Origin of the sequence: Paraburkholderia sp. BL10I2N1 (assembly GCF_004361815.1) — a bacterium.
Lineage (GTDB): Bacteria > Pseudomonadota > Gammaproteobacteria > Burkholderiales > Burkholderiaceae > Paraburkholderia.
In genome coordinates this window covers 805,514-822,172 of record NZ_SNWA01000002.1, presented here as the reverse complement: position 1 = coordinate 822,172, position 16,659 = coordinate 805,514, and the positions used below count along the sequence as shown (strand labels likewise).

Here is a 16,659-nt window from a genome sequence, read left to right as displayed (position 1 = left end):
CAACGCACACCACCGCACCAGGCGCGGATGACTGAGTCTCGATCCGCAGACGGGACACGCGCCCGCGCAACGGCTATGGGGTCGGCAGACCGATCAACGACCGGGCGCGGCGCAGTGCCCGACATCGATATGTATATCGCCACCAACCGCACGGGTCCAGGGGGCAATCCCATCCGTTGGCATCCGTGAATCTTGCATGCGGATGACAAGGCAAGCCGCATGCCCTCCGCGCAATTTTTGTTTTCGATCTTGTTCGTGCGCTTTGTCACACTGGACGGTTACGGTGCGCCCATAATTTACCCATCAGTGCCTGTTAGCCCCCGGCGCCTCATGCGCCCGGTCCCGGCATAACGACAGACCTGGAGGTGCACTGTGTCTCATCAGACTCTTGCCCGGACCCTGCGTTGCGCTACCGTGATGGCGATCGTCGTCACAGGCTATGCGTGCCTGCCGCCCGCGGCGATCGCCGCGAGCACGACGCCGCCGCAGCCTGTGAAGGAGAAGCGCGTTGCGCAGGCCGCCTCTGCGGCGCATGCTGCCCCAGCGGCGCAGGTCGACTTCCCCACTATCGTGGAGCGATACGGGCCTGCCGTCGTCAATATCAGCACGACTGGCCCGCAGCAACAGACGTCGGCGCCAGCCACCCAACCCATCGATATCGACGATCCCATTTTCGTGTTCTTCAAGCGCATGGCGACGCAGCCGCAGTCTCAGGACAGTTCGCCGCGCGCTATGTCCGGTACCGGTTCCGGCTTCATCGTGAGTTCCGATGGCCTCATTCTGACCACCGCTCATGTGGTGGATCAGGCGGAGGCACTGACCGTGCGACTGACCGATCGACGCGAGTTCAAGGCAAAAGTCCTGGCGGTCGATGCGCAGAGCGACGTCGCGGTGCTCCAGATCGAGGGCACGAAGCTTCCCACCGTCAAACTTGGCGATTCGTCGCGGGTGCGTGTCGGTGAACAGGTGATGACGATCGGCTCGCCCGACAGCTTCGAGAATACGGTCACCGCCGGCCTTGTCAGCGCCACATCTCGCATGCTGCCGGACGGCAGCACCTTCCCCTTTATTCAAACCGATGTCTCCGTCAATCCGGACAACTCGGGCGGCCCTGTGTTTAACCGTGCTGGCGAGGTAGTCGGCATCCACGTGCAGATTTACGCGGACGGGGACAGGTATCCCAGCCTGACCTTCGCGATCCCGATCAACCTGGCGATCAAGGTAGAAGCGCAGGTGCAATCACAGTTGCAGGCGCAGTTGCAAAGCGAGCTCAAAGTGTCGCCGGGAGGCCTTGGCGTGGAGGTGCAGGACGTCGGCCCGGGGCTGGCGGCGGCCTTTGGTTTGACGCGGCCGGCGGGCGCGCTGGTCAATACCGTCGGGCCCGGCACACCGGCGGCCGCGAGCGGCCTCAAGGCAGGCGACGTCATCGTACAGATCGGCGACAAGCCGATCGATCGCTCTGCCGAACTCGCGGAGGACGCTGCTGCGCTGCCGCCGGGGACGAAAGCCGCGCTCAAGGTCGTCCGCAATCGAAGACCGATGCTGCTAACGGTCGTCATCGGCACGTCCGGGAAAGTCGCCAACGCTGGAACAAGCCAGGCCAGCGGGGCAGATCGCCTGGGCCTGATCATGCATCCGCTGAGCGAGGACGAGCGGCGCACGATCGATCTCGCGGTAGGTCTGATGGTGGATGAGGTTCATGAACCTGCGGCAAGCGCCGGCATCCAGCCGGGAGATATCGTCCTGTCGCTCAACGATACGCTGGTCGAATCGCAGGAGCAGGTGACCGAGCTCGAAGCAAGGGCTGGGAAAGTGGTGGCGGTGCTGATCCAGCGCAACCACGCGCGCAGCTTTGTTTCGGTCAAGCTTCGATGAACACTGCGGCGCGGGCGGCCTGGGTCGCGCGAGCAGAGACGGGCAGCGTGGCACCATCGGCTTGCTGAACTGCGGGGGGCATATCGAGGGCAGGAGACCGTGCATGTCATGGGTTGTAGAACCCATGGTTGACGCTACCCTTTGGCGACGCACAGAGGCGGATTGCCGGAATCGGCCGGCGGCCGCGTCTGGGTGTGTAACGGCGCGTGCGCAGTACCGCCGGTCATTGGCGCAAACTCATAGATTCCAGCGTCGGCTTTGAGCGCGAGAAACAGGTGGTCGTCCCGAAACGTGTAGGTGCGCACGTAGGCGAGGTCCCGAAGAAAGCGGGCGCTGAGCGAACGTTTTGAGCAACGCACCCGAGTCATCACCATGTGGCTGATGCGCAACGAACTCGCGTCGTCAGTCTTCCATCCCGCCTGAGCCTTATTGCAGTCAGCCCGAATCCTGAGGCGCCCGTGGCCCGCAAATCCCAAGGTGTAGCGGGTCGGATCAGCGGGTGTCAGCACGCTGTCGTCCATCGACTGAAAGCGCACCATCGTCCAGCTCGTACCTTCAAGCTGCGCGTCCGCAAAAGCAGGCACACACAGGCCCAACAACAGGGCGGTGGCGGCACAACGAAAGATCCGACTTGGGCAGTTCATACCGAGTCCCTCAGAGTCCGCCATGTTGGTTTCCCAGGTCGCAGCATCGAAGATGCATGCCTGACACGTCGCATGATAGATACCCGCGACGGATTGCGCAAAGTCGCGAGCATCATTTTGCGTGGCTGCCGGTGTTCACGCATGGCTCCGGTATTGCCGTATGGCGAGCCGCTGGGTCTCGCCGGATAAGTCTCTCTTAAGCCGGCGCGACATACAGTGTCGACGAATCGAAGTTCCCGGCATGAGCCTGCTACACCGCGGCGATCGCAGCCGCTCTACTCATGCCGGATGTTGCCGGAAGCCGACGCTCAAAAGGAGATGCCCTTGACCATACCCGTGAAAAGACCCGTCGTACGCATGCTCAACAAGGTACCGGAAGTGACGCTCGTCTTCTGGATCATCAAGATCATGTCGACGACTGTTGGCGAGACCGGTGCAGATTATCTGGCGGTCCACGTGGGGCTCGGCACGGCCATCACGGGCGCACTGATGTCGTCCCTGTTGATAGCCGCGCTGCTTCTCCAGCTTCGTTCACGCGGGTACGTCCCGTGGATTTACTGGTTGACCGTCGTGCTGGTCAGTGTAGTCGGAACACAGATCACCGACGCGCTCACAGACGGCCTGGGCGTCAGTCTGTACGTCAGCACGGCCTGCTTCGGTGTGGCTTTGGCCACCACCTTCGCCTTCTGGTACCGGATCGAACGAACCCTGTCCATCCACACGATCGTGACGAGGCGCAGAGAACTGTTCTACTGGGCCGCCATCCTGTTCACTTTCGCGCTCGGCACAGCTGCCGGTGATCTGGCGACTGAAGCGCTTGGCCTTGGTTTTACGCTTGGCGTTGTGTCGTTCGGCGCAATCATCGCTGTCATCGCGGGCGCCCGGTATCTCGGCGCCAACCCGGTACTGACCTTCTGGCTGGCCTACATCCTGACGCGTCCCCTGGGTGCGTCGCTGGGTGATCTGCTGTCCCAGGCGCGGACGTACGGTGGCCTTGGACTCGGCAACGTTCAGACAAGCGTCGTCTTCCTGAGCGTGATCGTCGCTCTGGTGCTCTTCGTGAGTCTCGGCGACGACCGCTCGACGCAGCGGGTAGGGGCAGGAGACGAGACGTGACCCTGCAGCAAGGCACAGGATGCCGCATTGATAGCTCGATCCGCTTCCGGCGGGTCCATCGTTAAGGAGAGAACAGATGATCAAGGTAAAGCGCGGCACGAGCATAGTCGCACCACTTCTGGTACTGGCCCTTCTGGGTGCAGCGCCGATTTCGCCTCACGGCATGGTCATTGCGTCTGCCGAAGCGGCAACCGCATCGAAGCTGGGCGACATCTCGCCATTTCGAGCGATCGTGGTCGACACCGCTGCGCGGGTCGACAAGGGCGATCTTGCCGGCGCTAAGGCGCGCATCAAGGACCTGGAAACGTCCTGGGACGAGGCGGAGCCATCCCTCAAGCCGCATTCGGCTGCCGACTGGCACACGGTCGACAAGGCAATCGACCGGGCCCTTGAGGCATTGCGCGCCAGCGCGCCGGACGCGAGAGCGTGCAGGCAGTCACTCACCGATCTGCTTGCCGTCATGGACCGTGTGAGCGGGAAAGCCTGAGCGCAACCTTTGGGCACGTGAAGGGGCGGCTGAAGCCAGCCGCCCCTTCACGTGCGGGAGTTTTCGGTCACACCCCCGCTCGCCCGCGACAGTCGCGCTCGCGCGTCTGCGAGGCGGGTCCGCGCAAGCCCGGACGATTCGGCGAGTTGCCAGGCGACGAGGCCAGGCACAAAGACGAGCAGGTCTCGAATGCGGCGTGCGCCCGCCAACGCGAGACTGGTCGTCGGATCGAGGCCGAGCGCGCCGCCGATCACGATGAAGGCGCCTTCCTGAACCCCCAGACCGCCCGGCACAAAAAAGGCCGCGCTGCTGATCGCCTGGATCAGCGATTCGATCACCACGGCTTCGGTAAAGCTGATGTGCGCCCCGAGAAAATGCAGCGCGAGCCAGATCTCGAACGAGATTCCGAAGCACTGGAGCGGCTGCCAGATGAACAGATAGCGGAGGACCGCCCCGCGCCGGCGCCAGATGAGCTTGATCGACTTGTCGATGTGCGCCGATTGGCCGACCAGCGCGGCAAGCTTCCCGCTCGTCACGCGGTTCAGCAGCCGTGTCAGCCGTTCGAAGGGGCTGGCATGCTGAACCAGCGAGAACAGCACCAGAAGCGGCGTAAGCGCGACGATCCCCCAGGCCAGATTGCCGGCGAGACGCAGCGTGCCGGACGCCGCGTGCGCGAACAGGAAGCCGATGCCGACCATCGTGAACATCAACTGGCTGATCAGCGTGAGTTGCGTATCGACAATCAGGCTGGCCACTGCCGTGGACGGGCGCAATCCGTGCCGGCGCATCAGCCGGAACGCCACGATCTCACCACCGACCCGTGCGACGGGCAGCATGCAGTTTATCGATTCGCGGATCCATACCAGCCGCAGCATGGTCAACAGGCGCGGCCGGTCGCCGCTGCGTATCAGGGATTGCCAGTCCCGCGCGTTCGCGAGCATCGGTAGCACGTGCGCGAGGCCTGCCAGCACGAGGCCGCCGCCCGCAGCGCGCATCAGCTCCAGCACGGCACCGGGGTTGTCGCGCCAGACTAGCCAGAGCGATGCGATCAGTCCAGCAAGTGCAGTGATTCGCCCCAGATGTTTCATTACGTCGTCATCCTGCGTCCGTTATTCGTCCTGGACGGGACACAGCAGGCCGTCGCCGTCCACCTTGAAAGTGAAGCCACGCCAGCTTATCCGCGTCGAAAGGAAGCTCATGAGAAAAATGCCAAAAGACGTAATGTCGCTTATCGGCAGCAACCACAGCCCGTGATGGGGTTGCCGCAAGACATGATCCGAGCGCAACTTCAACCAGAACCGCGACAGCAGCGCGACCACGGCGAGCAGCCATGACCAGGCTGCCGCGTCCGATAACGCCACGGCCAGCATGGCAAACGCGAAAGGATGCATCAGCGCAGAGCCAAAGTGGCCGGCCGCGTCGATGGTGCGAATAGTCCGGCTCCAGCGCAATTCATGCTGAACAAGCTCGGCGGCACTTGCTTCGTCGCAGGCGTGGGAAATCGTGAACGGCGGAATCGCAACTTTCTCGCCGGTCATCCGTACGGCTTGACCGATCGCATGGTCCTCGGCGAGGTGATGGGCAAACTGCTCGAAACCGCCGATCTTCTCCAGCGTGGTGCGGTGCATCGCAATCGTCGGACCTAAACACGGATGCGCGAGACCCAATGTAAAGCCTGTTATCACGCCGGGAACAAAGTGATAGTCGATTGCATTCACAGACAGACGCGCCCAGATGCCCGGGGCCGCATTTCCGCGATAGATGCAGGTCACGAGCCCTACCTCAGGCTTTTCCAGCTCGCCGACGACGTTACCCAGAAAGTCCGGGTTCACGCTGACATCGCTGTCCGCGAAGACCAGCACATCGTGGTGAGCCTGTGGCAGCATGTTCACAATGTTGCTGATTTTCCTGTTGGGCCCATGGAGGCGTGTATCCGTGACCACTGTAACGTGCGCGTCGGGGAACCGGCGGCGCAGTTCGTCGACCGTCTTCAGCGCCGGGTCTGCCGGGTCATGCACGCCGAACAGATACTGCACTTCGCCCGGGTAGTCCTGCCGGCAGAAGCTGGACAGATGGCTGAGCAAGTCCCACTCGTCACCGTGCAGCGGCTTGACGATCGTGACGGGCGGATAGCTTGCTGCCTCCGCAGTCGGGCGCGCAAAGAAACGCAGGATCAACGCGCTTGCCAGCAACGTGTAGCCGATGCCGGCCAGGGTCGCCGCGACACTCACGCATAGCAGCGCGAAGACGAGATGATGGGCCGTTCGCAGCGAACCCTCGAGCACGACCAGCCCGCCCAGAAGCAGCAGGGCGGCCGGTCCGGTAAGCCACGCAAAACGCTTCATGACAGCGCCTTGCGCGGAATGCCGAAGGTGCAGCGCGGGGTGTTCACGCCTCGTGTGCGCGCAGGAAGCGGAAGAACTCCACGCCTTCGCGCAGCCGTCGTTTCATCATGTCCCAGCTCGTCAGCATCTCGCGCAGGATTTCCCAGATCTTCGACGGACGGAAATAGAAGCGCTTGTAGAAGTTTTCGAGCTGGTGGTACATCTCGTCGCGCGACAGATGCGGATAGCCGATCGCCGCCAGTTGCACCCCTTCCTTGCTGACGAGATTGATCACCTTGTTCTCTGCGAGCCAGCCGTTCTCGACCGCCTGGTTATAGAGCGTGGTACCGGGATACGGCGCGGCGAGCGACACCTGGATCGTAAGCGGATTGATCTCTTTCGCGTACTCGATGGTCTTTTGAATCGTTTCCGGCGTCTCGCCGGGCAAGCCCAGAATGAAGGTGCCGTGAACCTTGATGCCAAGCGTGCGGCAGTCTTTGGCGAAGCGCCGCGCGATGTCCGTGCGCAAGCCCTTCTTGACGTTCAGCAGGATCTGGTCGTCGCCGGACTCATAGCCGACCAGCAGCAGGCGCAGGCCGTTTTCCTTCATGATCTTCAGCGTCGCGTAAGGCACGTTCGCCTTGGCGTTGCACGACCAGGTCACACCCAGCTTGCCCATGCCGCGTGCAATTTCTTCGGCGCGCGGCTTGAAGTCGGTGAACGTGTCATCGTCGAACATGATCTCCTTTACTTCAGGCATGTTGTCGCGAATCCACTTGACTTCCTCGAGCACGTTCTCAACCGAACGCACCCGATAGCGGTGGCCGCCGACAGTTTGCGGCCACAGACAGAACGTGCACTTCGAGCGGCAGCCGCGGCCCGTGTAGAGCGAAACGTACGGATGCTTCAGGTAACCGTTGAAGTAGTTTTCGATCGTCAGATCGCGCTTGTAGACCGGCGCGACGAACGGGAACACGTCCATGTCTTCGAGGATCGGGCGCGCTTCGTTGTGCTCGATCGAACCATCCGGCGCGCGATAGCTCAAGCCCTTGATCTGCGCAAACGGCATGCCTTCGGCGATTTCCTTGCAGGTGAAATCGAATTCTTCGCGGCAGACAAAATCGATCGCCTCGGTCGCGGTGAGCGAGTTATGCGGATCGACTGCCACCTTGGCGCCGACCATCCCGATCAATACCGACGGCTTGCGTTGCTTCAGGTCCTGCGCGAACAGCGCATCGGTGGGAAAGGAAGGCGTGCTGGTGTGAATGATGACGAGATCATATTGCTGCGCGAGGTCGAGCGTGTCGCTCACCGACGCCCCGTTAGCGGATGCATCGAACACGCGGCTGTCGGGCACCAGCGCGGCTGGCTGGGCAAGCCACGTCGGGTACCAGAACGACCGGACCTCCCGCTTCGCCTGATAGCGCGAACCCGCGCCGCCGTCGAAACCGTCGTATGACGGGGCCTGTAAAAACAATGTCTTCATAGTTGCTCCGGCGTGCTCTGCTGTGCCAAATGGCTTGATGGATGTTCTGACAGTCAGCCTCTATGCCGGACGGCGGGCCTGTGCGATGGTTTGCAGTGGCCAGTCGTCCGACATCCTTATTGTGCAATATTTTATGCAGTATTCGGTTATCGGCGGTTTAACCGAACCCTGCGGTGCGTTACGCGTTCACAAGCTACCCTGATGTCGGGCGTCTGTCGATCACCAGATCCAGGTTTCTGAATGGGATGCTTTTTCGACCGGCCGTGCGCCGTGGGGGGCGACAGCCGGAAAGTCGGACAAATGGACGATCGGGAGACACTTTCAATTGTCTTGCAAATTTGATCAGCAAATCGTTCTGGGCATCTTGTGAAAAGATGTGTTGCCTGTCCTGAATGAGCGGTGTCGATGGTATATCGCCGCGCAGAAGGAAACCTTTAGAAAAATTTGCCTCCAAAGGATCGTACGGCAGCATTCTTACACACTTCTATGAATGCCGTCGGGAAGCCAGCAGGGCACACAGAAGGTTGCCCGATCGGCCTGCGCCTCTCCGGCGAGCGGTGCTTGCGGAGCCAGGCGGGAAGGCAGTCCTGGCCGCGATCCGGCAGCGAGGTTTCTGCTGCCCATGACCACCGTATGGTGGCTCGCTGGCTAGCGAGCGAACAGCATTGTTCGCACCCCGTGGGCGGCGCTTCCGCCTGTCACCGGAAGCGATAGCCGTTGTTGCTTGCGCCGACGCTGCGCGCGTTCACGGCCGGGCGTCGCAACCGGGCGTCATTCCTGTCGCAATGTCTGCGTGCTCATGTGCCTGGAAAGATTTGCAGGCGAAAGGCGTGGGCCATGTCATTTGTACTCACCGCCGCGACGGTCGGAATAAAAAAGTACGCAGTATTAAGAAAATGTTGCGTGGGCTTTCGGCGTTCTTTCCGCAAGCTTTCTCTTGCGTTTGTCGAAGTGTCGAATGTCCCGTCTGCGCGCGGTGAGAGAAAGGCCGATCGCGAAGAACGCATCCCGTAGTGTTACCAGCGGTTACAGAATCGGCGGCATCGTTTCACCTCGTCGTGTTGGCCGATACTACAATCCCCCGCGCTGACTGATGGCGGGTGCGCCGCGCAGTGCCGGATACACGGCACCGCGCGCGAACCAGCGTCATGTGTTGCGTGCGACGCTTCACCCGTCTTCCCTCCGCGCCATTCTTTGTTGTTACTCCAGGGAGAACTTATGATCCGCTTTTCTATTGCCCCGACGCTCGGCGCACTTGCGACTGGCCTGCTCGTTGTCACGACAGCGGCGAGCGCGCAGACTGCACAGCCCTCGTCTGGAGAGGTCAGGCTGCACGGTAACGATCAGGCGTTCATCAACGAAGCCACGAAGGCCGTTTCGACACAACGTGACGCTGCGCGGATTGCAACGTCCCGCTCGAAAGACCGTGAAGTCAAGGCGTTTGCAGAGAAGGTCGCCAACGACAACGCAATGCTCGCTACCGAACTTCGCGCAGCAATTCCTCATGGCGTGGCAGTGCCGAAGGACGATCCAGACAACGCCGTGCTCGAGAGCGTCCGGAACCTGGCTGGCGGTGAATTCGACAAGACGTATATCGAGAATGTCGCGCTCGCCGACGAGCAGAAGTCGCTGTCCGCATTTCAGGCGGAGATCGCCAGCGGGCGCAATGACCAGTTGAAGGACGCAGCACGCAAGGCATTACCGACAATGCAGGAGCATTACGCAATGGCGCAGGAACTCGCGAAACGCAAGCATCTGTCGGAGGGCGCGCAGTAAGCGCGAGCACCATACCTCTGCGCGGCGGGCGATCCGTGGTGGATCGCGTGCCGCGCGTGATGTGCCTTGCGTCATTTCGAGGATCGATCTCGCCAGTGGTCCAACCCCGGCGCTTGCCTCATTCACATCCGGTTACACACTCACCGCATCTGGCGAAAGACAGAGACGCTCATCTAAGCATCCGTTAAGCCACTGCTCCGTATTCTGTACGCAAGTATCGACAGTCCTTAAGCCTTAGGGCAAAGCTGGAAAAGCCTGTTGCGTTCGACGATCTGCGTCGCACGACTTGCCGCTCCGCGCGCATTGCGACTGCCGGTGCAAACGCCATGCCGCCAGGACAAGCCGGCGGTCATGTCCACGTTCACGGAGAGTACACATGAAAAACTTCATCTCATCGCTTGCTGTTGCCGCCGCATTGATCGCTCCGGCGATTTCGTTTGCTCAGGCCGGAAGTAACGATCCCATTACACGCGCGCAGGTCAAGTCGGAGATCGTTCAGGCCGAGCAGCAGGGTGTCCTGCATCAATCGCGGGTGCACTATCCCGATTACAACTCGCAGGATAGTATGCATGCCGACGCGAGCGCGCATATGAACACGAATGCGAACGCCAACGCGACGGCCGGCGGCGCGGAGTACGGTTCGGCGATGGTTGGCTCATCACAATCGGGTCAGCCGGCATCGTTGCCACACAATGTCATGCCGAATTCGTTCTACTCGCATCGTTGATCCGGATGCGCAGGGCGGCGTTATCAGCGCGGCCCTGCACGATCGTGACGAATATCACACTCAAAGACGAAACACCGATACGGTCCCGCGCAGGCGCGCAGCCTGCTCATCGAGCGATGCAGCGGCGGCTGCCGCCTGCTCGACCAGCGCCGCGTTCTGCTGGGTCACTTCATCCATCTGCGAAACCGCCCGATTGACCTGCTCGATGCCGGTGCTCTGCTCGATCGACGCCGCCGCGATCTCGCCCATGATGTCGCTCACGCGTTTGATCGAGTGAACGATTTCACGCATACGTTCACCGGCCACGGCGACCTGTCCGGTGCCTTCATCGACGCGCGACACGGACGTCTCGATCAACGTCTTGATGTCTTTCGCCGCCGCGGCACTGCGCTGCGCGAGCGAACGCACTTCGCCGGCGACGACCGCAAAGCCGCGCCCCTCGTCGCCCGCGCGAGCGGCTTCGACGGCGGCATTGAGCGCGAGAATGTTGGTCTGGAATGCGATCCCTTCGATCACGTTGATGATCTGGCCGATCTTGCGCGATTCTCCGGCGATACCCTGCATCGTGCCGATGACCTGCTCGACCGCTGCGCCACCGCGCTCAGTCGCCGCCGACGCCTGGACTGCAAGCTGACTCGCCTGACGGGCGTTGTCGGTGTTCTGCTGAACGGTCGCCGTGAGCTGCTCCATGCTGGACGCCGTTTCCTCGAGCGAGGCTGCCTGCTCTTCAGTCCGCTGCGACAGGTCGGTGTTGCCCTGGGCGATTTCGCTCGAACCCGTTGCAATCGATTCGCTTGACTGCTGAATGCCTTGCACGAGCTCGCGCAACTTCAGCTTCATCTCGTGAAGGGCGTAGATCAGGCTGGAGCGGTCCGACGCCGCCACAGCAATATCGGCGGCGAGGTTTCCTGCGGCGATCTGCGCAGCGAAGGCGCCTGCATCGGCCGGCTCGCCGCCGAGCGCATGGCGCACGCTACGCGTCATGAACCACGCCATCCCGCAGACCGCCGCGAAGATCGCCACGGAGATGGTGAGGAGCGTCGTGGCCAGCTTCCAGTAGGCCGCGTTGATGTCGTCGTAGAAGAAGCCGGTGCCGATCCACCATTTCCATTCCGGGATTGCCACCAAGCCCTGCAGCTTGGCGACGAGCGGTGCATCCTGCGCGGGCCTGATGAGAACGTCGACCAGCGCGATGTGGTCGCTCGCCAGTCCGCGCTGATAGGCTTGCGTGTCGGTGAGGCCGCTGGTGGTTCGATTGCCAGCGGTTTTCGTGCCCACGAGGTCGGGGTTCGGGTGGACGAGGTTCAAGCCGTCCTGTGTCGTTGCCCAGAAGTAGCTTTTCCTGTCGGCGTTCAGGGCGCTCAGCGCCCGCTTTGCTTCTGCCTGGGCCTCTTCGCGGCTCAGTTTGCCGCTGGCTTCGAGGCCCCGGTAGTATTGGACGAGGTGCTCCGCCTTGGTCAGCAGATTGACGATCTGCCCGCGACGGCTCGCGGTCAGGGAACTGTCCAGTGAATACAGCGCGGTGGCGACCACGCATGCCATGCCTAGCAACGCTGTCGCAACCAGCAAAATGAGTCGGGTGGAAATTTTCATCGTTGGGGCGGCTGGTGCGGTTTAACTATCTGGTTCAAATAACGGCCAGCCGCCGCCAATCTTTAGCGCCCGCGAGAACGTTGCTTCAGATGACAGGTGGGACGTACCGGCATCAAGCCACGTCCACCACGATCCTTCCTTGCAGGTTGCCCTGGCTACCCTCGATTAGCGCATCGTAGGCGAGTTCTGCCGAGCGCAGATCGAAACGGCGCGGGTCCAGTCTCGGCGAAAGTTTGCCTTCCTCCGCAAGACGTGTTGCCTCGCGCAGCATTTCGCCGTGATGAGCGCGGTGTTTGCCGCTCAACAGCGGATACAGGGTGAATACCCCTGAGTAGGTGGCTTCACGAAACGACAGGGGCGCGAGGGCATGTGTTCCCCAGCCGAGCGCGCTGACGACATGGCCGAAGTGCCTGACCGCAGCGAACGATGCATCCAGCGTCGCACCGCCGACCGTGTCGACCACGAGGTCGAAACCTTCGCCTTGCGTGGCTGAATCGACGTACTGTTCCACCGTCTGCGCGCGGTAGTCGATCGGCGTGGCACCGAGGCGCTCGATGAATGCCTGATCGCGCGTGCTGGCAGTCGCGAAGACGGTTGCGCCGAGCGCGTGCGCCAGCTGCACCGATACGTGTCCGACGCCGCCTGCGCCGCCCTGCACGAGCACGGTTTGCCCGGACTGCAGGTGCGCACGATCGACGATGCCGGAATACGAAGTAATGAAGGCGAGCGGCAGCGCGGCGGCTTCGCGCATCGAGAGGTTAGAGGGCTTCAGCGCGAGCAGGTCTGCGTCGACCGCCGCGTATTGCGCCAGCGATCCCTGAATGCCGCCGACGCCGCCGGTCATTCCATACACTTCGTCGCCAACCTTGAACGTGCTGACGTCCTGGCCCACCGCTTCGACGAAGCCCGCCATGTCGATGCCCAACACCAGCGGCAACGGATGCTTCGCATGCGCCGCGCTGCCGGCGCGCATCTTGGTGTCGAGCGGATTCAGCCCGCTCGCGACGATACGCACGAGGACCTCGCCGCGCGACGGCTCCGGCCGCGACAGGCTGGTGAGTTCGAGGGGGCCGTTGTACCGGTTCAGCACGAGGGCTTGCATATCCATGACGGGTTCCTTTGTATTGGCTTTGAACGGGTGCGATGGAGGGCATAATAGACCATGCAAATTGGCATGAAGATCAACGTTATTGCACGACTGTCAAACGTAAATGAATGATTCCATGATGGACTGGAGCGACGTCCGCGTGTTTCTGGCGATTGCCCGGAGCGGCACGCTGGGCGCGGCGGCAAGGCTGACCGGCCAGACTCAGCCGACGATGGGGCGGCGCCTGCGCGCGCTCGAAGCGGCGGTCGGACATGAGTTGTTTCAGCGCACGAGCGATGGTTTTGTGCTGACCGGGGAGGGCGCAGCCGTCCTGAACTACGCCGAGCGGATGGAGGAAGAAGCGCTCGGTTTTTCCCGTGCGCTTGCCGGCAAGGAGCAGCAACTGAGCGGGCTGTTGCGCGTATCGTCGTCGGACTGGTTCGGCATCCACGTTCTGACGCCGGTGTTCGCGCGATTTCTCGACAGGCACCGGCAGGTATCGGTGGAACTCGTCACCGATGCACGCCGGTACAACCTTGCGCGCCGCGAGGCCGACCTGGTGTTCCGCATTACGCCGTTCGACGAACCCGATGTCATTCAGCGCAAGCTGATGCACATCGACTATGCGCTGTATGGGCCGGTCGATTGCGTGGCTCCGGATGCGGGCGATGGTGCAGGCCAGACGCTCGTCAGCATGGACAGCGCGTTTGATGCGCTGCCCGACGTCACGTGGCTCAAGCGGATGTTGCCAAAGGCGCGCGTTGCTTTTGGCAGCAACAATCGTGGTGCGCAGGCGCGCATGTGTGCGGAGGGCGGCGGATTCGCGGTGCTGCCGTGTCCGCTGGGCGATACGACGCCGGGCCTGCGACGCATCGATCTGGGCGAAGCGCCGCCGGGCCGCGATGTCTGGCTCGGTTATCACCGCGATCTGCGGCGGCTCGGGCGGCTGCGTGCCCTTCTTGATGTGACGATCGAAGCGCTGGCCGACACGTGATCGGTATTCGACGCGCGTCCTTCGATTGCAGGCCAGCGGCAAGAGTCATCACGCGCCGATGCGCGAAACGCTAACAGATCGTGCCTGATCGCACTGTGTACGTGAACGCGAAATGCTCGGGAAAGCCCTGGCATCGTGCATCAAGCGGTTCGCGATAGTCTTGCTCGCAAGAGGAGACGAAATCATGAGACGCTTATTTAATATTGCCGTATTTGCGCTCCTTGCGTATCTGATTGCGGATCGGGCGATGGTGCACGCGCAAGCCGGCGAAAGCGGAACGATTACGTGCCAGAAGGGCGCGGAACTGGTCAAACTGGACGCGTTGGGGAAAGGATTCGGAGAGACTGCATCCAGTGTGCAGGGCGAAAATTTCCTGTCGAGCTGCCTCGTGACTGGGCACGGACGCGTAGGCAATCTGATCGCGCGCGACTAGGCATCCAGGAAGATTCCCGATAATCGGCTACGCAACGCGTAGCAATTCGAACGTCCAGTCTTTGGGTGACCGCGTCCGCTTTCATTGCTGACTTCCAGAGCAGACACGAAGCAGGCCTCCCTACAGGATCAGCGGCGGGCGTTGCCTGTCGCGGGCCATAGCGTCCGGCGGCTGACAATGATCGTGAACGACACAACCTCCCAGCCTCGCTAATCCGTGAATCATGACGGTGCATAATCTGCACAACAAATCCGTCTACGGGGTTCACACATGGCGATTGCAACCAATCCACCAGGCCTCTGGCCGCCATTCGGGGCGTTCTCGATGGCCATGATTCAGGGTGATGGCCAGATCGTTCACCTGAAAGGCCAGGTGTCGCTCGACCGGCACGGTCATGTGGTTGGCAGCAACGATATGCGTGCGCAGGTGCATCAGGTTTTGGAGAACATTCGTGACGTTTTGGCGGCCATGGGCGGCCAGATGGCAGACGTGATCTCCGCCGTGCACTATGCGACCGATATCGAGCAGTTCATGGCCGCTGCGGATATCCGAAAGGCGTTCTTCGTCGCGCCCTATCCGGTTACCACGACGGTTCAGGTCGAACGCTTGTACCACCCTGACCTGATGATCGAAATTGCCGCGATTGCCGAAATCCCCCGGACAAGGTTTCGGCATCCTGAATCAGCGACGGGTTGAGTATTGCACAGGCAGGGACCTCCCTTCGAACCTCCGCCACCGTATAACTTGTTCCTCGCATGGCCGCCGTTAGCTACGGCATCAGGCCGCGGAACCGGCAAGTTCGTCGAGCCTTTCATGCGACCCGGCTGGCGTGACGCGCTGTGGCGTCGCGAAGTGTTGAACCATGTGATCGACGAACGTGCGTACCTTGACCGGCAAATGACGGCGGCTCGGATAGGCGACGTTGATCTCGACCTGCGGCAAACGATAGTGGCCGAGCAGAGGCACGAGGCGCCCGCTCGTCAGATCGTCGTCAATCAGATAGCCGGGCAGGATCGCGATACCCATATCGAGCAACGCGAACTGACGCAGCATCTCGGTGTTGTTCGTGATGATCAGGTTTGTCGGACGCACCCGAACCTCGCCCTCCAGTCCTCTGAACACGCCTTCGTCGCCCCAGTACCCTGACGCGAGGCTCAGGCACGGGTGCTCCAGCAGATGCTCGGGGTGCGTCGGCGTGCCGTGTTCCGCAAGATACGCGGACGTTGCGCAAACAAACATGGAAGACGTGGTGAGACGCCGGGTGACGACGGTGGCGCTGCGCATCTGCCGCGCAATTACGATGCCGACATCGAAGCCTTCATCGACGAGATCGGCCTGATGATCGACGAGCGTGACATCGGGGATGACTTTCGGGTAGCGCTGCGCGTAGGTGTGCAGCACGGGGGCGAGCTTGTGCAGCCCGAACACAACCGGCGCGACGATACGTAGTCTGCCAACGGGTTCGTGATTGCGGGCGACCACCATCCGCTCGATATCCTCGAGTTCACCGAGCACCTGGCGAACCCGTTCGAGATAGGCCTGACCCGACTCGGTCACCGACACGCTGCGGGTTGTGCGGTTGAGCAGCCGCGTGCCGAGGCGGCTTTCGAGGTCCGCAACGTAGCGAGTTGCGACGGTGCTCGAAATCCCCACCGCATTCGCGGCGCGCGCGAATCCGCGCAACTCCGCGACCTTGATGAATACGCGCATCGAAAGGAGATGATCCATGGACGGCTCCGGAGGGCATTGCCTTGAAACGGGCAGGGGCGACCGGTGGCCGACCCCTGGTTCGTCGCTGGCCTGGCTGGCGAGCCACGGCGCAGGGCTCTGGTGCTTGCACGGAGAACTGCCTCTTGTTACCCAGACAGATTTGCCCTAACCACCAGCCTGACCTTCGCGACGGACGCCTGCAGTCTAGGCCTGCGCCCATGACCTCATGCTGACCGGAAGATGGCCGATTTGTCAGGTGGGTTGACAGCGCCGGTCCGGCGGCGCGCGGCTCGAAGCGGGACGGCGTTGTCGTCGAGGTTGTCGTCGGGCGTCGTCATTTATGGCAGTTTCGCCATTTTCGCGTCATCTACCCGTTGGTGCTGACCCGCTAGCATTGACGCTGGCGG

General features: G+C 61.9%; 14 protein-coding genes and 1 pseudogene. 8 read left to right on the top strand and 7 right to left on the bottom strand.

From position 1 onward, the window contains the following. The first annotated feature begins 417 nt into the window (after window positions 1-417). Complete coding sequence (locus tag B0G77_RS25705; protein WP_133664844.1) at window positions 418-1,875, top strand: trypsin-like peptidase domain-containing protein; 1,458 nt, start codon at window positions 418-420, stop codon at window positions 1,873-1,875. A 134-nt stretch (window positions 1,876-2,009) separates the two neighbouring features. Here the strand turns inward: B0G77_RS25705 and B0G77_RS25700 are convergent, their stop codons facing one another. Then, window positions 2,010-2,519, bottom strand: coding sequence for an META domain-containing protein (locus B0G77_RS25700; RefSeq protein WP_166656269.1), 510 nt, complete (start codon window positions 2,517-2,519; stop codon window positions 2,010-2,012). A gap of 357 nt (window positions 2,520-2,876) precedes the next feature. Between B0G77_RS25700 and B0G77_RS25695 the strand changes: the two genes are divergently transcribed. Continuing rightward, window positions 2,877-3,635, top strand: a complete 759-nt coding sequence (locus B0G77_RS25695) for a hypothetical protein (RefSeq protein WP_133666866.1) — start codon at window positions 2,877-2,879, stop codon at window positions 3,633-3,635. 76 nt (window positions 3,636-3,711) lie between these two features. Further along, window positions 3,712-4,122, top strand: coding sequence for a histidine kinase (locus B0G77_RS25690; protein WP_133664842.1), 411 nt, complete (start codon window positions 3,712-3,714; stop codon window positions 4,120-4,122). Between the two features lie 47 nt (window positions 4,123-4,169). On the opposite strand, the gene B0G77_RS25685 is transcribed toward B0G77_RS25690, so the two are convergent. Genes B0G77_RS25685 through hpnJ form a run of 3 tightly spaced genes read right to left on the bottom strand, consistent with a single transcriptional unit; the run spans window position 4,170 to window position 7,932 of the window. Beyond that, entirely contained in the window at window positions 4,170-5,210 is a 1,041-nt protein-coding gene (locus B0G77_RS25685; RefSeq protein WP_133664841.1) for a lysylphosphatidylglycerol synthase domain-containing protein, read from the bottom strand. A gap of 21 nt (window positions 5,211-5,231) precedes the next feature. Beyond that, a complete protein-coding gene (hpnI, locus tag B0G77_RS25680) occupies window positions 5,232-6,467 on the bottom strand; it encodes a bacteriohopanetetrol glucosamine biosynthesis glycosyltransferase HpnI (RefSeq protein ID WP_133664840.1) in 1,236 nt (411 codons plus the stop codon). Between the two features lie 43 nt (window positions 6,468-6,510). Next, window positions 6,511-7,932, bottom strand: a complete 1,422-nt coding sequence (gene hpnJ / locus B0G77_RS25675; RefSeq protein ID WP_133664839.1) for a hopanoid biosynthesis associated radical SAM protein HpnJ — start codon at window positions 7,930-7,932, stop codon at window positions 6,511-6,513. 1,218 nt (window positions 7,933-9,150) lie between these two features. Between hpnJ and B0G77_RS25670 the strand changes: the two genes are divergently transcribed. Beyond that, the gene (locus B0G77_RS25670; RefSeq protein ID WP_133664838.1) at window positions 9,151-9,708 is read left to right on the top strand and encodes a DUF4142 domain-containing protein; all 558 of its coding nucleotides are present in this window, start codon (window positions 9,151-9,153) and stop codon (window positions 9,706-9,708) included. Between the two features lie 376 nt (window positions 9,709-10,084). Continuing rightward, a complete protein-coding gene (locus B0G77_RS25665) occupies window positions 10,085-10,435 on the top strand; it encodes a DUF4148 domain-containing protein (RefSeq protein WP_133664837.1) in 351 nt (116 codons plus the stop codon). Window positions 10,436-10,495: 60 nt separating this feature from the next. Here the strand turns inward: B0G77_RS25665 and B0G77_RS25660 are convergent, their stop codons facing one another. Both B0G77_RS25660 and B0G77_RS25655 read right to left on the bottom strand, forming a co-directional pair. Further along, window positions 10,496-12,028: a methyl-accepting chemotaxis protein gene (locus tag B0G77_RS25660; protein WP_133664836.1), complete on the bottom strand. Its 1,533-nt coding sequence runs from the start codon at window positions 12,026-12,028 to the stop codon at window positions 10,496-10,498. Between the two features lie 112 nt (window positions 12,029-12,140). Continuing rightward, window positions 12,141-13,136, bottom strand: a complete 996-nt coding sequence (locus B0G77_RS25655) for a zinc-dependent alcohol dehydrogenase family protein (protein ID WP_133664835.1) — start codon at window positions 13,134-13,136, stop codon at window positions 12,141-12,143. A 103-nt stretch (window positions 13,137-13,239) separates the two neighbouring features. On the opposite strand from B0G77_RS25655, the gene B0G77_RS25650 reads away from it, so the two are divergent. The 3 genes from B0G77_RS25650 (at window position 13,240) to B0G77_RS25640 (ending at window position 15,238) form a co-directional block, all read left to right on the top strand. Then, window positions 13,240-14,109, top strand: a complete 870-nt coding sequence (locus B0G77_RS25650; RefSeq protein WP_133664834.1) for a LysR family transcriptional regulator — start codon at window positions 13,240-13,242, stop codon at window positions 14,107-14,109. Window positions 14,110-14,293: 184 nt separating this feature from the next. Then, window positions 14,294-14,542: a hypothetical protein gene (locus B0G77_RS25645; protein WP_133664833.1), complete on the top strand. Its 249-nt coding sequence runs from the start codon at window positions 14,294-14,296 to the stop codon at window positions 14,540-14,542. Between the two features lie 270 nt (window positions 14,543-14,812). After that, window positions 14,813-15,238 carry a RidA family protein gene (locus tag B0G77_RS25640; RefSeq protein ID WP_133664832.1) on the top strand — a complete coding sequence of 142 codons (426 nt, stop codon included), beginning with the start codon at window positions 14,813-14,815 and terminating at the stop codon, window positions 15,236-15,238. A gap of 144 nt (window positions 15,239-15,382) precedes the next feature. Here B0G77_RS25640 and B0G77_RS25635 read toward each other — a convergent pair. Beyond that, window positions 15,383-16,270 (bottom strand): annotated as a pseudogene (locus B0G77_RS25635) (LysR family transcriptional regulator); the annotation flags it as partial. Between the last annotated feature and the right edge of the window lie 389 nt (window positions 16,271-16,659).

Bases quoted from the DNA above. Each gene is read 5' to 3' on its own strand.
- B0G77_RS25705 (WP_133664844.1), top strand. From the start codon at position 418: ATGGCGATCGTCGTCACAGGCTATGCGTGCCTGCCGCCCGCGGCGATC.
- B0G77_RS25700 (WP_166656269.1), bottom strand. From the start codon at position 2,519: ATGAACTGCCCAAGTCGGATCTTTCGTTGTGCCGCCACCGCCCTGTTG.
- B0G77_RS25695 (WP_133666866.1), top strand. From the start codon at position 2,877: ATGCTCAACAAGGTACCGGAAGTGACGCTCGTCTTCTGGATCATCAAG.
- B0G77_RS25690 (WP_133664842.1), top strand. From the start codon at position 3,712: ATGATCAAGGTAAAGCGCGGCACGAGCATAGTCGCACCACTTCTGGTA.
- B0G77_RS25685 (WP_133664841.1), bottom strand. From the start codon at position 5,210: ATGAAACATCTGGGGCGAATCACTGCACTTGCTGGACTGATCGCATCG.
- hpnI (WP_133664840.1), bottom strand. From the start codon at position 6,467: ATGAAGCGTTTTGCGTGGCTTACCGGACCGGCCGCCCTGCTGCTTCTG.
- hpnJ (WP_133664839.1), bottom strand. From the start codon at position 7,932: ATGAAGACATTGTTTTTACAGGCCCCGTCATACGACGGTTTCGACGGC.
- B0G77_RS25670 (WP_133664838.1), top strand. From the start codon at position 9,151: ATGATCCGCTTTTCTATTGCCCCGACGCTCGGCGCACTTGCGACTGGC.
- B0G77_RS25665 (WP_133664837.1), top strand. From the start codon at position 10,085: ATGAAAAACTTCATCTCATCGCTTGCTGTTGCCGCCGCATTGATCGCT.
- B0G77_RS25660 (WP_133664836.1), bottom strand. From the start codon at position 12,028: ATGAAAATTTCCACCCGACTCATTTTGCTGGTTGCGACAGCGTTGCTA.
- B0G77_RS25655 (WP_133664835.1), bottom strand. From the start codon at position 13,136: ATGGATATGCAAGCCCTCGTGCTGAACCGGTACAACGGCCCCCTCGAA.
- B0G77_RS25650 (WP_133664834.1), top strand. From the start codon at position 13,240: ATGAATGATTCCATGATGGACTGGAGCGACGTCCGCGTGTTTCTGGCG.
- B0G77_RS25645 (WP_133664833.1), top strand. From the start codon at position 14,294: ATGAGACGCTTATTTAATATTGCCGTATTTGCGCTCCTTGCGTATCTG.
- B0G77_RS25640 (WP_133664832.1), top strand. From the start codon at position 14,813: ATGGCGATTGCAACCAATCCACCAGGCCTCTGGCCGCCATTCGGGGCG.